The sequence below is a fragment of the Lihuaxuella thermophila genome (genome assembly GCF_900110165.1).
Classification (GTDB): Bacteria; Bacillota; Bacilli; order Thermoactinomycetales; family Thermoactinomycetaceae; genus Lihuaxuella; species Lihuaxuella thermophila.
This window is the reverse complement of the sequence record NZ_FOCQ01000002.1, coordinates 75,125-93,958: the sequence shown is the minus strand read 5'-3', so window position 1 is coordinate 93,958 and position 18,834 is coordinate 75,125. Positions and strand designations below refer to the sequence as shown.

At 51.7% G+C, this 18,834-nt stretch carries 21 protein-coding genes and 1 pseudogene; all 22 read left to right on the top strand.

Annotated elements, in window-relative coordinates:
- The first annotated feature begins 14 nt into the window (after nucleotides 1–14).
- The 22 genes and pseudogenes from BMW55_RS02310 (at nucleotide 15) to BMW55_RS02205 (ending at nucleotide 18,833) form a co-directional block, all read left to right on the top strand.
- Nucleotides 15–1,262 carry a serine hydroxymethyltransferase gene (locus BMW55_RS02310; protein WP_089964943.1) on the top strand — a complete coding sequence of 416 codons (1,248 nt, stop codon included), beginning with the start codon at nucleotides 15–17 and terminating at the stop codon, nucleotides 1,260–1,262.
- Nucleotides 1,263–1,475: 213 nt separating this feature from the next.
- A complete protein-coding gene (gene upp / locus BMW55_RS02305; protein ID WP_089964941.1) occupies nucleotides 1,476–2,105 on the top strand; it encodes a uracil phosphoribosyltransferase in 630 nt (209 codons plus the stop codon).
- 353 nt (nucleotides 2,106–2,458) lie between these two features.
- On the top strand, nucleotides 2,459–2,674 hold the full coding sequence (locus tag BMW55_RS02300; RefSeq protein WP_089964935.1) for an AtpZ/AtpI family protein: 216 nt from the start codon (nucleotides 2,459–2,461) through the stop codon (nucleotides 2,672–2,674).
- A gap of 7 nt (nucleotides 2,675–2,681) precedes the next feature.
- Nucleotides 2,682–3,077: an ATP synthase subunit I gene (locus BMW55_RS02295; protein WP_089964929.1), complete on the top strand. Its 396-nt coding sequence runs from the start codon at nucleotides 2,682–2,684 to the stop codon at nucleotides 3,075–3,077.
- An 11-nt stretch (nucleotides 3,078–3,088) separates the two neighbouring features.
- Entirely contained in the window at nucleotides 3,089–3,865 is a 777-nt protein-coding gene (gene atpB / locus BMW55_RS02290) for a F0F1 ATP synthase subunit A (RefSeq protein ID WP_089964926.1), read from the top strand.
- A gap of 39 nt (nucleotides 3,866–3,904) precedes the next feature.
- Nucleotides 3,905–4,123 carry a F0F1 ATP synthase subunit C gene (atpE, locus tag BMW55_RS02285; RefSeq protein ID WP_089964919.1) on the top strand — a complete coding sequence of 73 codons (219 nt, stop codon included), beginning with the start codon at nucleotides 3,905–3,907 and terminating at the stop codon, nucleotides 4,121–4,123.
- A 108-nt stretch (nucleotides 4,124–4,231) separates the two neighbouring features.
- Nucleotides 4,232–4,720 (top strand): F0F1 ATP synthase subunit B, encoded by a 489-nt coding sequence (atpF, locus tag BMW55_RS02280; protein ID WP_244527414.1) that lies wholly within the window; start codon nucleotides 4,232–4,234, stop codon nucleotides 4,718–4,720.
- A complete protein-coding gene (locus BMW55_RS02275; protein ID WP_089964912.1) occupies nucleotides 4,717–5,262 on the top strand; it encodes a F0F1 ATP synthase subunit delta in 546 nt (181 codons plus the stop codon). The genes atpF and BMW55_RS02275 overlap by 4 nt, the downstream gene beginning before the upstream one ends.
- Nucleotides 5,263–5,292: 30 nt before the next feature.
- Nucleotides 5,293–6,807: a F0F1 ATP synthase subunit alpha gene (atpA, locus tag BMW55_RS02270; protein WP_089964906.1), complete on the top strand. Its 1,515-nt coding sequence runs from the start codon at nucleotides 5,293–5,295 to the stop codon at nucleotides 6,805–6,807.
- A 105-nt stretch (nucleotides 6,808–6,912) separates the two neighbouring features.
- Complete coding sequence (atpG, locus tag BMW55_RS02265; RefSeq protein ID WP_089964904.1) at nucleotides 6,913–7,782, top strand: ATP synthase F1 subunit gamma; 870 nt, start codon at nucleotides 6,913–6,915, stop codon at nucleotides 7,780–7,782.
- Nucleotides 7,783–7,885: 103 nt separating this feature from the next.
- Nucleotides 7,886–9,292 carry a F0F1 ATP synthase subunit beta gene (atpD, locus tag BMW55_RS02260; protein WP_089964896.1) on the top strand — a complete coding sequence of 469 codons (1,407 nt, stop codon included), beginning with the start codon at nucleotides 7,886–7,888 and terminating at the stop codon, nucleotides 9,290–9,292.
- 391 nt (nucleotides 9,293–9,683) lie between these two features.
- Nucleotides 9,684–9,938, top strand: a pseudogene (gene atpC, locus BMW55_RS02255) (ATP synthase F1 subunit epsilon); the annotation flags it as partial.
- 467 nt (nucleotides 9,939–10,405) lie between these two features.
- A complete protein-coding gene (locus BMW55_RS02250) occupies nucleotides 10,406–10,780 on the top strand; it encodes an NADH-quinone oxidoreductase subunit A (RefSeq protein ID WP_089964894.1) in 375 nt (124 codons plus the stop codon).
- Entirely contained in the window at nucleotides 10,771–11,289 is a 519-nt protein-coding gene (locus tag BMW55_RS02245) for a NuoB/complex I 20 kDa subunit family protein (protein ID WP_089964892.1), read from the top strand. The genes BMW55_RS02250 and BMW55_RS02245 overlap by 10 nt, the downstream gene beginning before the upstream one ends.
- Nucleotides 11,286–12,047, top strand: coding sequence for an NADH-quinone oxidoreductase subunit C (locus BMW55_RS02240; RefSeq protein ID WP_280139729.1), 762 nt, complete (start codon nucleotides 11,286–11,288; stop codon nucleotides 12,045–12,047). The genes BMW55_RS02245 and BMW55_RS02240 overlap by 4 nt, the downstream gene beginning before the upstream one ends.
- A 3-nt stretch (nucleotides 12,048–12,050) precedes the next feature.
- Entirely contained in the window at nucleotides 12,051–13,151 is a 1,101-nt protein-coding gene (locus BMW55_RS02235) for an NADH-quinone oxidoreductase subunit D (protein WP_089964890.1), read from the top strand.
- Nucleotides 13,151–14,125, top strand: a complete 975-nt coding sequence (gene nuoH / locus BMW55_RS02230) for an NADH-quinone oxidoreductase subunit NuoH (protein ID WP_089964888.1) — start codon at nucleotides 13,151–13,153, stop codon at nucleotides 14,123–14,125. Before BMW55_RS02235 ends, nuoH begins: the two co-directional genes overlap by 1 nt.
- 22 nt (nucleotides 14,126–14,147) lie before the next feature.
- Nucleotides 14,148–14,600 carry an NADH-quinone oxidoreductase subunit NuoI gene (nuoI, locus tag BMW55_RS02225; RefSeq protein WP_089964886.1) on the top strand — a complete coding sequence of 151 codons (453 nt, stop codon included), beginning with the start codon at nucleotides 14,148–14,150 and terminating at the stop codon, nucleotides 14,598–14,600.
- 2 nt (nucleotides 14,601–14,602) lie between these two features.
- Nucleotides 14,603–15,100, top strand: coding sequence for an NADH-quinone oxidoreductase subunit J (locus BMW55_RS02220; RefSeq protein ID WP_089965438.1), 498 nt, complete (start codon nucleotides 14,603–14,605; stop codon nucleotides 15,098–15,100).
- Nucleotides 15,100–15,405 (top strand): NADH-quinone oxidoreductase subunit NuoK, encoded by a 306-nt coding sequence (gene nuoK, locus BMW55_RS02215; protein ID WP_089964880.1) that lies wholly within the window; start codon nucleotides 15,100–15,102, stop codon nucleotides 15,403–15,405. Before BMW55_RS02220 ends, nuoK begins: the two co-directional genes overlap by 1 nt.
- A gap of 42 nt (nucleotides 15,406–15,447) precedes the next feature.
- Complete coding sequence (nuoL, locus tag BMW55_RS02210; protein WP_089964879.1) at nucleotides 15,448–17,307, top strand: NADH-quinone oxidoreductase subunit L; 1,860 nt, start codon at nucleotides 15,448–15,450, stop codon at nucleotides 17,305–17,307.
- Nucleotides 17,304–18,833, top strand: a complete 1,530-nt coding sequence (locus tag BMW55_RS02205) for a complex I subunit 4 family protein (protein WP_170839697.1) — start codon at nucleotides 17,304–17,306, stop codon at nucleotides 18,831–18,833. The genes nuoL and BMW55_RS02205 overlap by 4 nt, the downstream gene beginning before the upstream one ends.
- The last annotated feature ends 1 nt before the right edge of the window (nucleotide 18,834 follow it).

Sequence of the window (18,834 nt, the reverse complement as noted above, 5' to 3'; positions counted from 1 at the left end):
AGGGGGAAAATGGTGTGGAACAACTCAGAGCAAAAGACCCGCAAGTGGCGGAAGCGATTGCTGCAGAACTTCAACGCCAACGGAACAATATCGAGCTGATCGCTTCGGAGAACTTTGTCAGCGAAGCCGTGCTCGAAGCCATGGGAACCGTACTCACCAATAAGTATGCGGAAGGTTATCCCGGAAAACGTTACTATGGCGGCTGTGAATATGTAGATGTGGCGGAAAACCTGGCGAGGGAACGGGCCAAAAAACTGTTTGGTGCAGAACATGCCAACGTCCAGCCCCACTCCGGAGCCCAGGCCAATATGGCAGTTTATTTTACCGTGCTCGAACCCGGAGACACCGTGTTGGGAATGAACCTGGCTCACGGCGGACACCTGACTCACGGGAGTCCGGTCAACTTCTCCGGCAAACAGTATAACTTCGTCGCTTACGGAGTCGATCCGGAAACCCACCGCATCGACTATGAGGAAGTTCGCAAATTGGCCCTTGAGCACAAACCGAAATTGTTGGTGGCGGGCGCCAGCGCATACCCCCGGGTCATCGACTTTGCCCGGCTGCGGGAGATCGCGGATGAAGCTGGCTGCCTGCTGATGGTGGATATGGCCCATATCGCCGGACTGGTCGCAACCGGCCATCATCCAAACCCGGTCCCTTATGCGGATTTTGTGACCACCACCACCCACAAAACCCTTCGCGGTCCGCGCGGGGGAATGATCCTGTGCAAGGAGAAATATGCCAAAGCGATCGATAAATCCGTGTTCCCCGGCATCCAGGGCGGCCCGTTGATGCATATCATCGCAGCCAAAGCGGTCGCGCTTGGAGAAGCGCTCTCAGATGAGTTTAAAGCTTACTCGCAGCAAATTGTGGACAATGCCGCCCGTTTGGCTGAAAGGCTGAAAGAACACGGTTTTAACCTGATTTCCGGCGGAACGGACAACCACTTGATTCTCATCGATGTGCGCAATTTCAACCTGACGGGGAAAGTGGCCGAGCATCTGCTGGACGAAGTGGGCATCACCACCAATAAAAACGCCATTCCGTTTGACCCTGAAAGCCCGTTCGTCACCAGCGGAATCCGGATCGGAACGGCCGCCGTCACCAGCCGCGGCATGGATCTGGCCGCGATGGATGAAATCGCCGACATCATGGCGCTTGTCCTCAAAAACCCGGAAGATGAAAAAGCCAAACAGGAAGCGCGCAACCGGGTAGCGGTGTTGACGGAAAAATACCCTCTTTACCCGGGGATGAAAATATAAGCGTAAAGCGGTGGATGGCTGCTGTACCTGAAGCGGTATAGCGGCCATTTTTTGAAAAAAGGGTTCCTGAGTATATCCGCATTTCCCGGAGATCGAGAACGGCCGCGGGAATAATTCATTGCAAAGCTTGTACACTCATCAGTTATATGGTTATATATCATTTGGATAAGCTGATAAAAAATTGGAAAACAAAACAGATGAGAGGTGAAGGTTGTGTCCAATGTATACGTATTTGACCATCCGCTCATTCAGCACAAACTGACGTACATACGGGACAAAAACACGGGAACGAAAGAGTTCCGCGAGCTGGTCGACGAAGTGGCGGCGCTGATGGCTTATGAAATTACAAGAGACATGCCGCTCAGGGACGTGACGGTGGAAACGCCGGTAGCTACGGCTAAATGCAAAGTGCTCGAAGGAAAAAAACTGGGGCTCGTGCCGATTTTGCGTGCCGGACTCGGCATGGTGGACGGGATTTTAAAGCTGATCCCCACCGCCAAAGTCGGGCATATCGGACTGTACCGCGATCCTGAGACCCTGGAACCGGTGCAATATTACTCAAAAATGCCCAGCGACATCGGCGAGCGCGACCTGATCGTGATCGATCCCATGCTCGCGACCGGGGGCTCGGCTGCTGAGGCGATTCGCATTCTCAAAGAGATGGGAGCCAAAAACATCAAACTGATGTGCTTGATCGCCGCACCGGAAGGGATCGAACGGGTGCAAAAGGATCATAGTGATGTCGACATCTATGTCGCGGCCGTGGATGAGAAGCTGAATGAAAAAAGTTATATTGTTCCCGGCCTGGGAGATGCAGGAGATCGTCTCTTCGGAACGAAATAGGCATAATCGGGAGCGTTGTTTCATGTAATGAAACTGGATATGAAAAACAGACGCCCTCTGATCGTTCACAGGCTGAAATATTTATTTATAAGGAGTTGGTTAACAAGCATCAATCAATAAAAAAAGAGTGTTGTTACAAATAATGGAATTCTTTCCGTGTGGTAACCAACAGTGTATAAATGTGACGAAACGTTCAAATCTCTCGCTGAGAAAGCGTTGACAACACATGTAGCGCTTCGTTACTATAGGCAGGGGAAAGAGATATACCCATCAGACCAATCACAAAACATTCCCACAGCTCCTCGAGTGTAAATCCTTGCCTCAATGAAAAGAATTTTTAGTGGGGGATTCAAGTGAATAACAAGGGAAACCCGTGGCAGATCGCCGCTATGATTGGTTCGCTGGGTATGGAAATCATCCTCCTCACAGTCGGTGGGGCGTGGTTGGGAAACAAGCTGGATGCGGTTTGGAACACCAAACCCTTCATGCTGCTCGCAGGAGTGATCGTCGGATTGGCTCTGGGCTTCTTCAGCGCCATCTATACATTAAAAGCTTTTACAAAGGAATGAACTCCTCATGGATCCCATGAAGCCCGTTCGCCGCCGAGTGGTGGCCTCCACTGCTGGACTCCTCATCGCTTTATTGATCACCTGGCTTCTTACCCCTTACAAAGATCTCACAGCTGGTTTGATTCTCGGTGTTTGTGTAAGTTTGTACAATGTGCTGTATATGGCGCGGAGAGTAAGGCTCGCAGGAGAATTTGCCGCTCAGACCGGCTCGACGAAAGCCAGGGGTACAGGAATGATCAACCGTTATCTCATGGTTGCCCTTGCCATCCTCATCGCGATGAAATACCCGGATTGGGTCGATGTCAGAACGGTTGCGCTAGGGGTGCCAGTCTGTTATATACTTCTCGTTTTGCTTGAGTTTTGGGAAACAAGGCGTCAAACATCGCCGTCCGGAAAGGGGTGAACTTACCTTAGATGGAGAAAACACCGAAGCTGTCTTTGGGACCAAGTGAACTGTGGAACCTTGACTTAACCGTGGTGATCACGACAACGATTACTTGCATACTGGTGTTTATCATCGCAGTGCTGGCTGCGAGAAGCCATTCCCTGGTGCCGAAAGGCATGCAAAACCTCGTTGAGATGATCATTGAGTTTACGCAAGGAATCGTGCGCTCCAATTTGCATGGTAAGATCGGCGAACGGTTCTACGGTTTTGCCTTTACGCTTTTCCTGTTCATCTTTATCGCCAACCAGTTAGGACTTATGTTTAACGTTGTCACCGAGCATCACGAACCGGTTCCCGCTCTGGGAATTGAAGCGGCTGACCATGGCGGACATGCCGCTGAAGGAAAAGAAGAACACAACGCCTATGCTTGGTGGAAGTCGCCGACGGCTGACATCAACGTTCCGATTGCGATGGCATTTGCCATTACCATTGTGGCTCACTTCTTAGGGATCAGAAAGTCGCCGAAGAAATACGCGTCTCACTATTTCCAACCATTCTGGTGGATGTTCCCGCTGCATATCATCGATGAGATCGCCAAGCCGATGACACACGGCATGCGTCTCTGGGCAAACATCTTTGCCGGTGAGGTTCTCATCATCGTTATGCTCAAGGGAAGCGTGTTCCTGACCGGAGCGCCGCTGCTCGTATGGCTCGGCTACTCCGTGTTTGTCGGAACCATTCAGGCCTATGTATTCACCGTTCTAGCCATGGTTTACATGTCTCAAAAGCTGTCCACTGATCATTAATTAAATTACATGAGTTAAAAACACAAGGAGGAACTAAACATGGAAGTTTTAGCAGGTGCAATCATGCTCGCTTTCGCAGCGATCGGTGCAGGTATTGGTAACGCATTGGTATTCGGACGTTATCTGGAAGGTGTGGCTCGTCAACCGGAAGCACGCGGAATGCTCTTTACGCAAACCTTTATCGGAATCGCTCTCGTAGAGGCTCTGCCGATCATCGCCGTTGCTTTCGGCATCATGTCAGTTCTCGGCATTCTGTAATTGGATGATGAAGTCTTCAGGACGGGGAAGATCAAGGGTCCCCGTCCTCCACTTACGAGAAGGCATAGAGTGGCTTTTTCAGGTGTTTTCAGAAGGGAGTGAACGGGATTGCTAAACATTGAAATACCAACGATGTTGTTTCAACTGGGTGCATTTATCGTATTGATGCTACTCGTTTCCAAATTTGCGCTCCGCCCGATCCTCAACACCATGAAACAGCGCCAGGATCACATCGAGAGCCAGATCAAGGCGGCTGAGCAAAACCGGCTGGATGCGGAAAAGCTGATCGAAGAACAAAAAGAAGCCTTAAAACAAGCGCGTCAGGAAGCCAAAGAAATCATTGAGCGGGCCAAAGCGCAAAAAGAGCGCGAAGCGGAAGAGATCATCCGGAAAGCACAAGAACGTGCCGAGCGCATGATCCAAGAGGCGACGACCGAAATTCAAAGGGAAAAAGAAAAAGCGCTGGCCAGCCTGCGTGATGAAGTGGGCGCCCTCTCTGTCCAGCTCGCTTCCAAAATGCTTGAAAAAGAACTGGACCAAAAAGGGCAGGCCCAACTGGTGAACCGCTATCTTGAACAGGTAGGAAGATTGCAATGAGTGGATCGGCTGTAGCGAAACGTTATGCAAAAGCGCTGTTTGAAGTCGCCTTGGAGAAAAACCTGCTCGATCAAGTGGAAAAAGATCTTCAGCTCATTGCCGAAACTTTTTCCTCCACACCGGAGCTCATCGAGTGGCTCAATCATCCTGCTACGGATACCGCTAAGAAAAAAGAATTTTTCTCCTCTGTTTTTACCCAAGTGACTGAGCTTGTAAAAAACTTGCTCTTTTTGCTCGCAGACCGTCACCGGGAAAACATCGTTGCAGAGATCTCTGCTGAGTATAAGCATTTGGCCAATGAGGCCAAAGGAATGGCAGAAGCCATCGTCACCACGGCCTTTCCCATGACCGAGGAAGACAAGAAAGAACTGGTGGAAACGTTCCAGCCGATTGTTGGCAAAACGCTTCAAATCAAAGAAGTGGTCGACTCCGACATTCTCGGGGGAGTCATCGTCCAAGTGGGAGACCGTTTGTACGACGGAAGCTTGAGAACGAAACTAACCCGCTTTCAAGAGCGGTTGAAAGGGACAAGAATCGGATAGATAGACGTTACAGATTGGGGTGACATTCAAATGAGCATTAAACCGGAAGAGATCAGCTCGCTCATTAAGCAGCAGATCGAGAACTACCGAGCTGAAGTCGAAGTGACTGATGTCGGTACCGTCATTCAAGTAGGGGACGGAATCGCTCGTGTTCACGGGCTGCAAAACGCGATGGCCGGTGAGCTTGTTGAGTTTGATAACGGCGTTATGGGTATGGTTCTGAACCTGGAAGAAAACCATGTGGGTATCGTTATCCTGGGACCGTACACCGGGATCCGCGAAGGAGACCAAGTCAAACGCACCGGACGCCTCATGGAAGTGCCTGTAGGTGAAGCCTTGCTGGGCCGGGTCGTCAACCCGCTCGGTCAGCCGCTGGACGGCAAAGGCCCGATCGAAACCACCGAATTCCGCCCGGTCGAATCTCCGGCACCCGGCGTTATCGATCGTAAATCGGTTCATGAACCGATGCAAACAGGGATCAAAGCGATTGACTCCATGGTTCCGATCGGCCGCGGTCAGCGCGAGTTGATCATCGGGGACCGTCAAACGGGTAAAACGACGATCGCCATCGACACGATCATCAACCAGAAAGATCAAAACATGATCTGTGTATATGTGGCTATCGGGCAAAAACAATCAACTGTTGCCCAGGTGGTTGAAAAACTGCGCCGCCACGGTGCGTTGGATTATACCATCGTTGTTGTCGCCAGCGCGTCCGATCCGGCACCGCTCCTGTTCCTGGCTCCTTATGCCGGATGCGCGATGGGTGAATACTTCATGTATAAAGGCGGACACGTCCTCTGTGTATACGATGACCTCTCCAAGCAAGCGGCAGCTTACCGTGAGCTTTCCCTCTTGCTTCGTCGTCCGCCGGGCCGTGAAGCTTTCCCGGGGGATGTATTCTATCTGCATTCCCGCCTGCTGGAGCGTGCGGCAAAACTTTCCGATGAGCGCGGCGGCGGTTCCTTGACCGCTCTCCCATTCATCGAAACCCAGGCCGGAGACATCTCCGCTTATATTCCGACCAACGTGATCTCCATCACGGACGGACAGATCTTCCTGGAGACGGACCTGTTCCATGCGGGGATCCGCCCGGCGGTCGCCGTAGGTTACTCCGTATCCCGTGTAGGGGGTGCGGCGCAAATCAAGGCGATGAAAAAGGTAGCCGGTACCCTGCGTCTCGACCTGTCCCAATACAACGAACTCGCTGCTTTTGCCCAGTTCGGCTCCGATCTGGATAAGGTAACCCAGGCGAAACTGGAGCGCGGTAAGCGTACGATCGAGATCTTAAAGCAGGATGAAAACCAGCCGATGCCCGTAGAAAAGCAAGTCATTTCTCTTTATCTCGTCACCAAAGGGCACTTGGACGACATCCCGGTGAAAGACGTGCGCCGCTTTGAAAGCGAGTTCCATGCTTACCTGGAGTCCAATCAGGCGGACATTTATTCGAGCATCCGCGAGAGCAAAGAGCTGAAAGAAGAGACCGAAACGAAGTTGAAACAAGCCATTGAAAGCTTCAAGAAAGGCTTTGCCGTTTCTGAGTAAGATACGACTTTTCGTCTCAAACGCTGACTGAGCATTTCCCGGGCCGCGCTGTTTTCCGGCGGCCCGGAATGAATGTTCGGTGGATGAAAGGCGGTGAACATTCACATGGCACAATCGATGCGGGATATTAAACGGCGCATCCGTTCCGTTGAGAATACGAAAAAAATCACCAAAGCGATGGAATTGGTGGCCGCGGCCAATTTGCGCCGGGCTCAGGACAAAGCGCAAGCGTCTCGGCCTTATGCCGATAAGATGCGTGATGTGATCGTGAATCTGGCACAGGGAACCACGGGGGTCAAACACCCGATGCTCGTCTCCCGTCCGGTGAAAAAGACGGGCTATCTCGTGATCACTTCCGATCGCGGCCTGGCCGGGGGTTATAACGGCAACCTGCTCCGCATGCTTTTACAAAACCTGAAAAAGCGCCATCAAAGCAGTGACGAGTATGCCATTTTTGTGATCGGCCGCAAAGGACGTGATTTCCTCAAAAAACGGAAGCTTCCGGTCATCGGAGAGGTAACCGGTCTGCCGGATTTTCCGGAGTTTGCCCATATTGGCGAGATTGCGAAACAGGCGGTTCAATTTTACGAGGAAGAAAAATTTGATGAGCTCTACATCGTATACAACCAGTTCATCAACCCGGTTGTGCAACGCCCGGTTGAGAAGCGGCTGTTGCCGCTGACCAGCGAAGATTTGCAGGAAACTTCGGCAGCGGCCCGTACGGTCTACGAATATGAGCCGTCCCAGGAAGAAGTTTTGGCGGCCATTCTGCCTCGCTATGCGGAGACGCTCATTTACAGCGCTCTGTTGGACGGAAAAGCGAGCGAATTTGCGGCCCGGATGAATGCGATGAAAAATGCGACCGATAATGCGACCGAGATGATTGAAAACCTGGTCCTGCAGTTTAACCGGGCCCGTCAAGCAGCGATTACGCAAGAGATCGCCGAAATCGTCGGCGGTGCGGCGGCCTTGTGACGGACGTGATTCTCTGCACTCTTTTATCAATCATCGGAAAATGAATCGGCAAAAGGTTTGGTTTGTGAAACCAGTTGCAAATGCAGTTTAAGGAGGGAATCTGATGAGCACTGGACGTGTTGTTCAGGTGATGGGTCCGGTTGTCGACGTGGAATTTGAACGCGGACACTTGCCTGAAATCTACAATGCGATTAAAGTTAAGCGAACTGACGGCAGCGAGCTTACACTGGAAACAGCTCTTCACCTCGGGGATAATCTGGTGCGTACGGTAGCCATGGCTTCCACCGACGGGTTGGTTCGCGGGATGGAAGCAGTCGATACAGGAGCACCGATCTCTGTCCCGGTTGGACGTGAAATCTTGGGACGCGTATTTAACGTATTGGGCGATCCGATTGATGAAGCCGGCCCGGTGGAAGCAAAGGAAACACTCCCGATTCACCGTCCGGCTCCGAGCTTTGAACAACAATCCACCGCACAGGAAATGCTGGAAACGGGAATTAAAGTCGTTGACCTGCTCGCTCCTTATGCCAAGGGTGGTAAAATCGGGCTCTTCGGCGGTGCCGGAGTGGGTAAAACCGTATTGATTCAGGAACTGATCAACAACGTGGCACAAGAGCACGGGGGACTTTCCATCTTTGCCGGTGTGGGAGAGCGTACCCGTGAGGGGAACGACCTTTACCATGAAATGAAAGACTCCGGCGTTATCAGCAAAACAGCGATGGTATTCGGTCAGATGAACGAGCCGCCGGGTGCCCGTCTGCGCGTTGCCCTCAGCGGTCTCACCATGGCTGAGCACTTCCGTGACAGCGAAGGGCAAGACGTGCTTCTCTTCATCGATAACATTTTCCGCTTTACCCAGGCTGGTTCCGAGGTATCCGCTCTCCTGGGACGTCTGCCGTCCGCGGTAGGCTATCAGCCGACACTCGCAACGGAAATGGGTCAATTGCAAGAGCGCATTACCTCGACCAAAACCGGATCGGTTACCTCGATTCAAGCGATCTACGTACCGGCGGACGACTACACGGACCCGGCTCCGGCAACCGCGTTTGCGCACTTGGATGCGACCACCAACCTGGAACGCCGCCTGGCGCAAAAAGGGATTTATCCGGCGGTAGATCCGCTGGCGTCCACCTCCCGGATTCTGACCCCGGCCGTTGTGGGCGAAGAACATTACCGCGTCGCGCGCGGTGTGCAACAACTTCTGCAGCGTTACAATGAGCTGCAGGATATTATCGCCATCCTGGGTATGGATGAATTGTCCGAAGAAGATAAACAACTCGTTGCACGGGCACGGAAAGTAGAGAAGTTCTTGTCCCAGCCGTTCCACGTAGCTGAGGCGTTTACCGGACAACCGGGCAGATATGTACCGGTCAAAGAAACGGTTCGCAGCTTCAAAGAGGTACTCGAAGGAAAACACGACGATCTGCCTGAAGATGCGTTCTACATGGTCGGTACCATTGATGAAGCGATTGAAAAAGCGAAACAACTGGGATATACCCGCGAGGTTTAATCAGGACCGCCTAACGTCTCCCGCCTCAACAGCGGGAGACAAACATGACTTTTTGGCTGATCTGTGAAGCAAATGCCAGGCTTGTGCGGCCCCTGGATGGGGCTACTTTCAAGTCCTTCCTTTCAGCAGAAAAATGAGATGATTTTAGTGTTAGTGAACAACCGACATGAAGACCTCATCCGGTGAAAATCCTGCTTCGAAAAATGAGTCAATCAAAGATAAAACGAACAAATGAAAGTGTAGGTAAACACCGGTCGACGATCAGTCCTTTTCTTCCCAATCCGGGACGGCGTGAATATTCAGTCTGCCACGGGCAGTTGATGCGATAGATTCAAGTTGCGATCTGTTGAAGGGCGTTTCAATCAATTTTTCAAAGGGAGGAGTGATGTCCGTGAGTAAAATGCAGCTGGATATCGTAACACCGGAAAAAGTCATCTATTCTGATGAAGTGGACATGGTGATTACGCGGGCTGCTGAAGGGGATATCGGAATTCTGCCCAAACATGCTCCTCTCGTCAGCCCACTCAAAGGAAACCGGGTACGTGTCAAGAAGGACGGCAAAGAAGAAGTGATTTCCGTAAGCGGGGGCTTTTTGGAAGTGCGCCCGGATAAGGTTACCATTCTGGCGGAAACCGCTGAACTTCCTGAATAAAAATCTATACACGAAAAAAAGGGGACTCTTGCCATTTGGAGTAAGGAGTCCCCTTTTTTTTAAAAATATGAAAGGGTTGTTAAATAGAGGAAACTAAAAATTACATCAGGAAGACCTGAAAAGATTGACCGTCAGAGGCAGTAACCCAAATCAGGCAAGCTTCTCACAATTAGGAAAGTGGTGTATAATCAATCAGTAGAGGCTGGCTGAATTTTGAGCAATTTCTATTTAGCTTTGCGTGATTCCTAAAGAGCGCGTTGCATAAATAAAAGGCAAAACTTGAAGCGGCCGATGGCCCAATGATGCAACAATCTCTATAAACAAATTTAAAATAAAAAGGCAGCCGGCCCGGGTCAGCGGAGGATTCATCAAATGTAAACGCTTTATTTTTTGTTTTCTTCGCCTCCTGACCCCATGTTTCCAAATCTGTTAGGTACTCAAACAGGCGGAGGGTTGTCCGGATGAGTTTAGACCCCAGTTTGATGCATATCGCTGTTTTTTTTATTGTCGGGATCGCCTTGCCGGTGGTTGCGCTCGGTATTGGACGCCTGTTGCGTCCGCATCAGCCATCTGCTGATAAGTCCGTCACTTATGAGAGCGGCGTTGACCCGACCGGGGACAGTTGGGTCCAATTTAATGTTCGTTATTATTTATTTGCCCTGCTCTTTGTTATTTTCGATGTGGAAACTGTTTTTTTGTATCCCTGGGCTGTCGTTTATGACTCCTTGCGTAAGGAGATGGGTTTGTTTGTGCTGGCTGAGATGCTGGTCTTTCTGCTGTTTCTTGTCATCGGGCTCATCTACGCATGGAAAAAGAAGGTGTTGGAATGGAAATGAATTTAGAAAATATCACCCCGTTTGAAGAGCAAGAATTAAAGAGAAACGTGCTGACGACCAATTTGGAGATGATCAAAGCATGGGCCCGCAGCAATTCCATGTGGCCTCTTACCTTCGGGCTTGCCTGCTGTGCGATCGAAATGATGGGAAGCGGGGCGTCTCACTATGATTTGGACCGCTTCGGCGTCATCTTTCGCGCATCTCCCAGGCAGTCGGATCTGATGATCGTAGCGGGAACGGTGACCAAAAAGATGGGGCCGCTCCTCAGGCGTTTGTATGATCAGATGCCCGAGCCCAAATGGGTGATCGCCATGGGCTCCTGTGCCACGGCCGGAGGGCCTTATGTGAAATCGTATTCGGTTGTGAAAGGTGTCGACCAGATCGTGCCGGTCGATGTCTATATTCCCGGGTGTCCGCCAAACCCTGCGGCTCTCATTTACGGAATCCACAAACTACAGGAAAAAATCCGATATGAAGCAAAACACGGGAAGAAGGTGACCAATCAGTGACGGAGAAAGAGAAGCGTGATCCGGCATCCTCTGAGGAAGCGGGAGAAACTTTATCGGCGGACAATCGAGCACAGGATGTGTCACCGAAGCAGCCGGGAAAAAGGGAGGAAACGGACCGGACGGATTCTGACCGCCCGCAGTCCTCTCAGAAACAGGAGGCTGCCAGAGAAGCCACTCCCAAAACCCCTCGTCCTGCAGCGGCCGGGAGAGCGCGTCCTGCTGCAGGGGCAAGGAACCGTCCGGCTGTGAAAAAGGAAGAAGAAAAACCGCTTGAGCCGTCTCCGCTGGAACCCGTGCTCAACCGCTTTGTAGAGATCATCAAAGAGAAAGCGGGGGCGGAAGCGATTGAAGAGGCTTATGTGAATCGTGCGGGCCGTCACTTGCCTGTGTTGGTCATCAAAAGAGAGTCATGGCCCTCCGTTGCCGGGCTTCTAAAGGAAGATCCGGGGCTCTCCTTCGATTATGTGCGAAATCTTTCCGGGGTGGATTACGAAACACACATGGAAGTGGTCTACCATCTGTATTCTTTTGCTCACTCCCATCAAATCGGCATTCGTGTCAAAACAGACCGGGAGGAGTCAAGGATGCCAAGCGTTCAGCATCTCTGGAAAGCAGCCGACTGGAATGAACGGGAGATCTATGATTTACTCGGCATCCGTTTTGAAGGTCATCCCAACTTGAAGCGGATTCTCATGCCGGATGATTGGGTGGGGCATCCTTTGCGCAAAGACTACGAACCACTGGATAAGGAGGTATAATCCTTGCTCCGAACGGAAGAAATGCTGTTAAACGTCGGACCCCAACATCCGAGCACGCACGGCGTTCTCCGGCTCATCGTCAAAATCGACGGCGAGACGATCGTCGATGCAGAGCCTGTGATCGGCTATTTGCACCGGGGAACGGAAAAATTGGCGGAAGACTTGAATTATACGCAAATTATCCCCTACACGGACCGGATGGACTACCTGTCGGCGATGACCAATAACTACGCAATCGTCCACGCTACCGAACAGCTGATGGGACTGGAAATTCCCGAACGGGCCGAATTTTTGCGCGTGATCGTCATGGAATTGAACCGGATTGCCAGCCATTTGGTGTGGATGGGAACCTATCTGCTCGATATCGGCGCAATGAGTCCGTTCCTGTACGCGTTCCGGGACCGTGAGCAGATCCTGAATCTGTTCAACGAATTATGCGGGGCCAGGATTACCTACAATTACATGCGCGTCGGAGGCGTGAAATGGGACGCGCCCCCGGGTTGGATCGATAAAGTGGGTGAGTTTGTCCAATACATGAAAAAGCAGATGGACGAATATCACGGGCTGATTACCGGTAACGAAATTTTCATTCAACGGACCAAGGGGATCGGCATCTATGATCGGGAGACGGCCATCCAATTTGGCTTATCCGGCGCCAACCTGCGCGTAACCGGAGTCAAGTGGGATCTGCGCAAGAACCAGCCTTACTCCATCTACGAGCGGTTTGACTTTGACGTACCGGTTGGCCAAACCGGCGATTTGTATGATAAATATCTTTGCCGTATGCAGGAGATTGTGGAATCATTGAAAATATTGGAACAAGCCGTGGAACAGTTCCCGGAAGGCGGATCGACGATGGGGAAGGTTCCGCGTGTACTTCGTGTTCCGGAAGGTGAGATATACGTAGGGATCGAATCGCCCCGCGGCGAGCTGGGCTGCCATATTGTGAGCAAAGGCAAAGACAAACCCTGGCGTCTGAAGTTCCGCCGCCCTTCGTTCTATAATTTGCAAATTCTGCCTACCCTTTTAAAAGGGGAAAACATTTCCAACCTGGTGGCTATTTTGGGCGGAATTGACATCGTGTTGGGGGAGGTGGATTGCTGATGAACCTGATGATGGTTGTGGGGCCGGTCCTTTTGCTCTTTATTGTTCTGGGGTTTGTCACTTATGCCATATTGTTTGAGCGGAAGGTGATCGGGTGGATCCAGAACAGGATCGGCCCGAACCGCGTCGGACCGTGGGGGCTTTTGCAAACGGTGGCTGACGTATTTAAATTGCTGATCAAAGAGGACATCATTCCTGCCAAAGCGGATGAGTCCCTGTTCCGATTGGCTCCGGTGATCGCGTTTGTCCCCGCATTTGCCGTGCTCGCGGTCATCCCGTTTACGGAAAAAATCCAATTTGCCGATTTTGCTGTCGGACTCCTGTATTATATGGCCATCTCCAGCATTACCATCATCGGCATATTGGTCGGGGGATGGGCATCCAACAACAAATACGCTCTGCTCGGCGGAATGAGGTCGGCGGCTCAGATGATCAGCTATGAGATCCCGCTCGTCATGTCGGTGGTCGGCATCATCATGAGCGTCGGATCATTGAATCTCCATGAAATCGTGGAGGCGCAGCAAAAGGTCTGGTTTATCTTTCCCCAGTTTGTCGGGTTTGCCGTTTTTCTGATCGCCTCCATTTCCGAATTAAACCGGACGCCGTTTGACCTTCCGGAAGCCGAATCGGAACTGGTGGCCGGTTATCATGTGGAATATACGGGATTCCGGTTCGCTTTCTTCATGTTGGCTGAATACGTTTATGTCTTTGCCATGGCCTCGCTGACGACCGTCCTGTACCTGGGAGGCTGGAACGCCCCGTTTGGGCTCACGTTTATTCCGCCGATCGTCTGGTTTATTTTGAAATTTTCCTTGATCGTCTTCTTCCTGTTCTGGGTGCGTGCCACGATGCCGCGCATCCGTGTCGACCAGCTGATGCAATTTGCCTGGAAAGTGCTGTTGCCACTGGCGCTGGCAAACATTTTTATCACCGCCGTCTTTAAAGAGATCCCCGTGATCGGGAAGTTTTATTAAACAGGATGGGAGGGAAGCGGACATGTTTGGATTAGTCAAAGGTCTTGGCATAACCTTGAAAAACATGACCAAACCCAAAGTGACCTACAGCTATCCGGATGAGCCGCTGGAAATGCCGGACCGCTTCCGGGGCATCCAGCACTTTGACCCCGAGAAGTGCATTGTGTGCAACCAGTGCGCGCGAATCTGTCCGACCGATTGCATTACCCTGACCGGCAAGAAGCATCCGGATCCCGAGAAAAAAGGAAAAGTGATCGACACCTACGATATTAACTTCGAAATTTGCATCTTGTGCGATTTATGTACGGAAGTGTGTCCCACCGAAGCGATTGTGATGACGAACAACTACGAACTGGCCGTTTACAGCCGCGATGAGCTGTTCAAAGATCTCGAGTGGCTTCATAACAACAATACAAACATTCGGGTGGAAAATAACTCGGCCAAACCGAAGGCGCCGGGAGGGAAGTCATCATGAACCTGACTGGCGAATTTGTCGCTTTTTTCATCCTTTCGGTGATGGCGATCGGCGGAGCGGTCTTCATGATCAACTTTACCCGCGTCATTCACATGGCCCTGGCCCTGGCCTTCACCTTTTTCAGTATCGCGGGCATTTACCTGCTCTTAAATGCTGAGTTCGTCGCTGTCATTCAGGTGCTCATCTACACAGGTGCCGTCTCCATTTTGATGCTGTTTGGCATCATGCTGACCAAGCACCGGGATGAAGAGAAAGGGAGTATCGCCCCCTGGCATTCCGTGCTCAGCTTCATCGCGGCAGGCGCTTTTTTTGGCATCGTGATGTGGATCATTTACCGGACCCCGATCGCGGGTGAACAGGTCGATCTGAAACAGTTCGGAGTCGCCAGGCTGGGGGAAGCCGTGTTTAAGCAATACGTCATTCCTTTTGAATTGGCTTCGGTCTTGCTCCTGGTCGCTTTAGTCGGGGCCGTGATCCTGGCCAAAAAGGAGGAAAGATGATGTACCTCACTTCTTATCTGGCCCTGGCCGCCATCTTGTTCAGCATCGGACTCTACGGGGTTTTGACGAAACGAAATGCGGTCATGGTTTTGTTTTGCATCGAATTGATGCTGAACGCCGTCAATATTAATCTGATCGCTTTTTCCAAGTTCGGGCTTTTTCCCAATTTGACCGGTCAAATCTTTACCCTGTTCACCATCACGGTGGCTGCGGCGGAAGCGGCTGTGGGAATTGCCATCCTGATCGCCCTTTACCGCAATAAGGAAACGGCAGAAGCGGATCAATACAATTCGATGAAAGGTTGACGATCATACTCGTAAAAATCATGGAAGAAGGAAGGGTAAAACATGAACGTGCTATGGATTCCCCTCTTTCCGCTGATCGCCTTTCTCCTTCTCACAGCGGGGAGGAAGGTTTGGAGCAAAGGGATTTCGGCTTTGATCGGCATCATCGCCACCGCTTTCTCGTTTCTCCTTTCGCTTCCGGTTCTGTGGGAAAGCCTTGCGGGCGGAAAGACAATCGTTTGGAAGATACCCTGGTTTCACATCAACCAACAGGTGATCCAGTTCGGGATTGAAGCCGGACCGCTCAATGTGTTGATGCTCACGATCGTCAGCGGCGTCAGTTTTCTGGTTCACCTTTATTCCTGGGGGTATATGCGGAAAGACCAACGGATCAATACGTTTTATGCATATCTCACCCTGTTCACCTTTTCCATGCTGGGTCTGGTCATTTCTTCCAACCTGCTGGAAATCTACATTTTCTGGGAACTGGTAGGAGTATGTTCGTTCCTCTTGGTCGGCTTCTGGTATTTTAAACCCGAAGCCAAAGCTGCGGCGAAAAAAGCGTTTATCGTCACCCGGATCGGTGATATCGGACTGTTTATCGCCGTTTCGCTTCTCTTCTGGCAAGTGGGAAGCTTTGAACTGAGCGATTTGAAGGCGGCAGTGGCGAACGGACAGATCGAACCGGCGATGATCACCTGGATTGCCATTCTCGTGTTCATCGGCGCGGTTGGAAAATCAGGTCAGTTTCCCCTACATACCTGGTTGCCGGATGCGATGGAAGGTCCCACTCCGGTGAGCGCTTTAATCCACGCCGCCACGATGGTCGCGGCAGGCGTTTTTCTGGTTGCCAATCTGTTTTTCTTGTTTGAGGCTTCCGAAACGGCCATGAGCGTAGTAGCTTACACGGGTGGATTTACGGCCATTTTTGCTGCTTCGATCGGCCTGGCGCAAAACGATATCAAACGGGTGCTCGCTTATTCCACGGTCAGCCAGATTGGCTACATGATGTTGGCTCTCGGTTCAGCCGGCTATGTGGCGGGCGTTTTCCATCTGATGACCCATGCTTTCTTTAAAGCTCTGTTGTTCCTTGCGGCGGGAGCAGTCATTGTCAGTCTTCATCATGAACAGGATATCCGCAAAATGGGCGGGTTGTGGAAACAGCACCGCTGGCTGGGGATCTGGTTCCTGACCGGGTGTTTGGCAATTGCCGGAATCCCTCCTTTTTCCGGGTTTTTCTCCAAAGATGAGATTCTGATGTCCGTTTATGCGGATGGCCGTCAGGGACTCTTTTCCGTGGCGGTGATTGCCGCGTTCTTCACCGCTTTTTACATGTTCAGGCTGTTTTTTATGGTTTTCTCCGGATCGTATCGCGGAGAGCAGAAGATCGAAGGGATTCCCCGGGTGATGATGATTCCCATCATTGTGTTGGCGGTGCTGTCGACAGTGGCCGGATTTGCCAACACCCCGGGCAGGCTGCTGGAACATTGGCTGGTCACCGGTTCCGGTGTCGCATCGGACTCGCTCCATCATGCACCCGGCTGGATTCCCGTGCTCGCCATCGCCGTCTCGCTCTTGGGAATCGGCCTCGCTTATGTGATGTACGGCCGGAAACGGCTGGCCCCGGAAGCGGTAGTCAAAGCCGTTCCCTGGGTCTATCAGCTCGTTTACCGCAAATATTACATCGACGAGCTTTATCAAATGATCATCGTCTTGCCGCTGAAAGCGTTTGGCTGGTTTTTGCACGGTTGGGACCGTTTTATCGTCGGCGGGCTGGTTCATCTGAGTGCCTGGTTTGTTTCTTTCCTGGGCTCTGTGGGCTCTCGGATACAAAATGGTCAAGCGCAAACCTATGCCCTGGTCAGCTTGATCGGATTGATATTGTTGATCGTCGGCCTGACAGCGGGGAGGTTGTTTGAATGAAGGTCATTACGGCTTGGTTACCTACTCTGATCACATTTCTTCCACTGATAGGCGTTCCCGTTATCCTTTGCCTTCCCCGGAAACAAACCGGCTGGCACCGCCTGGCAGCGATGCTGGCTACTTTGCCGTCTCTCTTGTTAGCGGGCTACATGTATGCCTTATTTGAAGCGGGTCAGAAAGGGATGCAGTGGTTCCAGTCGTTTGTTTGGTTCCGTATCCCGATTCCCGACCCCCAGGTGGAACCGTGGGTGTTCCACTACAGCATGGGAGCGGACGGTCTTTCCATGCCGCTGGTTTTGCTCACTTGTATCGTAAGTACGCTGGCCGCGGCCGCCTCTTTGTACATCAAAGAAAGAACAAGAGAGTACTATATTCTTCTCTTGCTCTTGCAAACAGGGATGGCGGGTGTGTTTCTGTCTGCCAACTTTTTCCTGTTCTTCATCTTCTTTGAGATTACCCTGATCTCCATGTATTTCCTCATCGGCATCTGGGGATATCTCGGAAAAGAAAAGGCGGCGAATCACTTTTTGCTGTACAACGGTCTGGGATCAGGCTTTCTGCTGTTTGCCCTGGTGGGGCTCTTGCTTTTGTCCGGCAATCTCGATTACGGAGTCATTCAACAAAACATGGCCCAGTTGATGGCCCATCCCGAGCTGGTGAACGGCCCGGTCAAAACGATGGTGTGGGCGATTTTTGTCTCGCTTATGATTGCGTTTGCCATCAAGCTTCCGATCTTCCCTTTCCATTCCTGGATGCTGCGGGTTCATGTGGAGGCCCCGACGCCGGTGGTCATGATCCACTCCGGCATTCTGCTCAAGATGGGAGCCTACGGGTTGATCCGGTTTGGGCTCGGCATTTATCCCGCGTTTATGAAAGAAGTGGCGACCCTCTTGGTCATTCTGGGACTGGTGAACATCTTGTACGGGGCCATTCTCGCCTTTGTGCAGAAAGAACTGAAGAAAGTGCTGGCCTATTCCAGCGTCAGCCATATGGGAATCATCCTGCTCGGAATTGGCTCCCTGAGTGGGGTGGGATTACAGGGAGCCGTTTTCCAGGCTGTTTCTCACGGTTTGATTTCGGCCCTCCTTTTCTTCCTGGTGGGAAGTCTGTACGAACGGACCAAGACGACGGAGTTGGATGAACTTGGCGGTTTGGCCAAATCGATGCCGCTCTTTTCCGGCATCCTGCTGGTGGCTGCGATGGCGCTGTTGGGATTGCCCGGCTTGTCCGGATTTATCAGCGAGTTTTTCGCCTTTTTGGGCTTATTCAAGGTAAAACCGGTAATGGCGGCAGTGGGAACCCTGGGCTTGATCCTCGCAGCGGTCTATACGCTGAGGGCGGTGCTAAAAACCACTTTCGGCCCGATGAAACAACGTTTTGTCAAGCTCACCGACATTCATCCGCGGGAAACTGTACCCATGCTGGTGTTCGTCGGGCTCATCGTGCTGATCGGCGTTTATCCGGATGTGCTGGGCAGACCGATGCAAGAGACATTAGAACTCATCGTTTCAAGGATCGGAGGGTAGA

What these genes read in the sequence shown, in the direction of transcription:
- nuoL (WP_089964879.1), top strand. Translation starts at nt 15,448, where the DNA reads ATGAACGTGCTATGGATTCCCCTCTTTCCGCTGATCGCCTTTCTCCTT.
- BMW55_RS02275 (WP_089964912.1), top strand. Translation starts at nt 4,717, where the DNA reads ATGAGTGGATCGGCTGTAGCGAAACGTTATGCAAAAGCGCTGTTTGAA.
- atpE (WP_089964919.1), top strand. Translation starts at nt 3,905, where the DNA reads ATGGAAGTTTTAGCAGGTGCAATCATGCTCGCTTTCGCAGCGATCGGT.
- BMW55_RS02250 (WP_089964894.1), top strand. Translation starts at nt 10,406, where the DNA reads ATGAGTTTAGACCCCAGTTTGATGCATATCGCTGTTTTTTTTATTGTC.
- atpG (WP_089964904.1), top strand. Translation starts at nt 6,913, where the DNA reads ATGGCACAATCGATGCGGGATATTAAACGGCGCATCCGTTCCGTTGAG.
- nuoK (WP_089964880.1), top strand. Translation starts at nt 15,100, where the DNA reads ATGTACCTCACTTCTTATCTGGCCCTGGCCGCCATCTTGTTCAGCATC.
- BMW55_RS02245 (WP_089964892.1), top strand. Translation starts at nt 10,771, where the DNA reads ATGGAAATGAATTTAGAAAATATCACCCCGTTTGAAGAGCAAGAATTA.
- BMW55_RS02295 (WP_089964929.1), top strand. Translation starts at nt 2,682, where the DNA reads ATGGATCCCATGAAGCCCGTTCGCCGCCGAGTGGTGGCCTCCACTGCT.
- nuoI (WP_089964886.1), top strand. Translation starts at nt 14,148, where the DNA reads ATGTTTGGATTAGTCAAAGGTCTTGGCATAACCTTGAAAAACATGACC.
- nuoH (WP_089964888.1), top strand. Translation starts at nt 13,151, where the DNA reads ATGAACCTGATGATGGTTGTGGGGCCGGTCCTTTTGCTCTTTATTGTT.
- atpA (WP_089964906.1), top strand. Translation starts at nt 5,293, where the DNA reads ATGAGCATTAAACCGGAAGAGATCAGCTCGCTCATTAAGCAGCAGATC.
- atpD (WP_089964896.1), top strand. Translation starts at nt 7,886, where the DNA reads ATGAGCACTGGACGTGTTGTTCAGGTGATGGGTCCGGTTGTCGACGTG.
- atpB (WP_089964926.1), top strand. Translation starts at nt 3,089, where the DNA reads ATGGAGAAAACACCGAAGCTGTCTTTGGGACCAAGTGAACTGTGGAAC.
- BMW55_RS02205 (WP_170839697.1), top strand. Translation starts at nt 17,304, where the DNA reads ATGAAGGTCATTACGGCTTGGTTACCTACTCTGATCACATTTCTTCCA.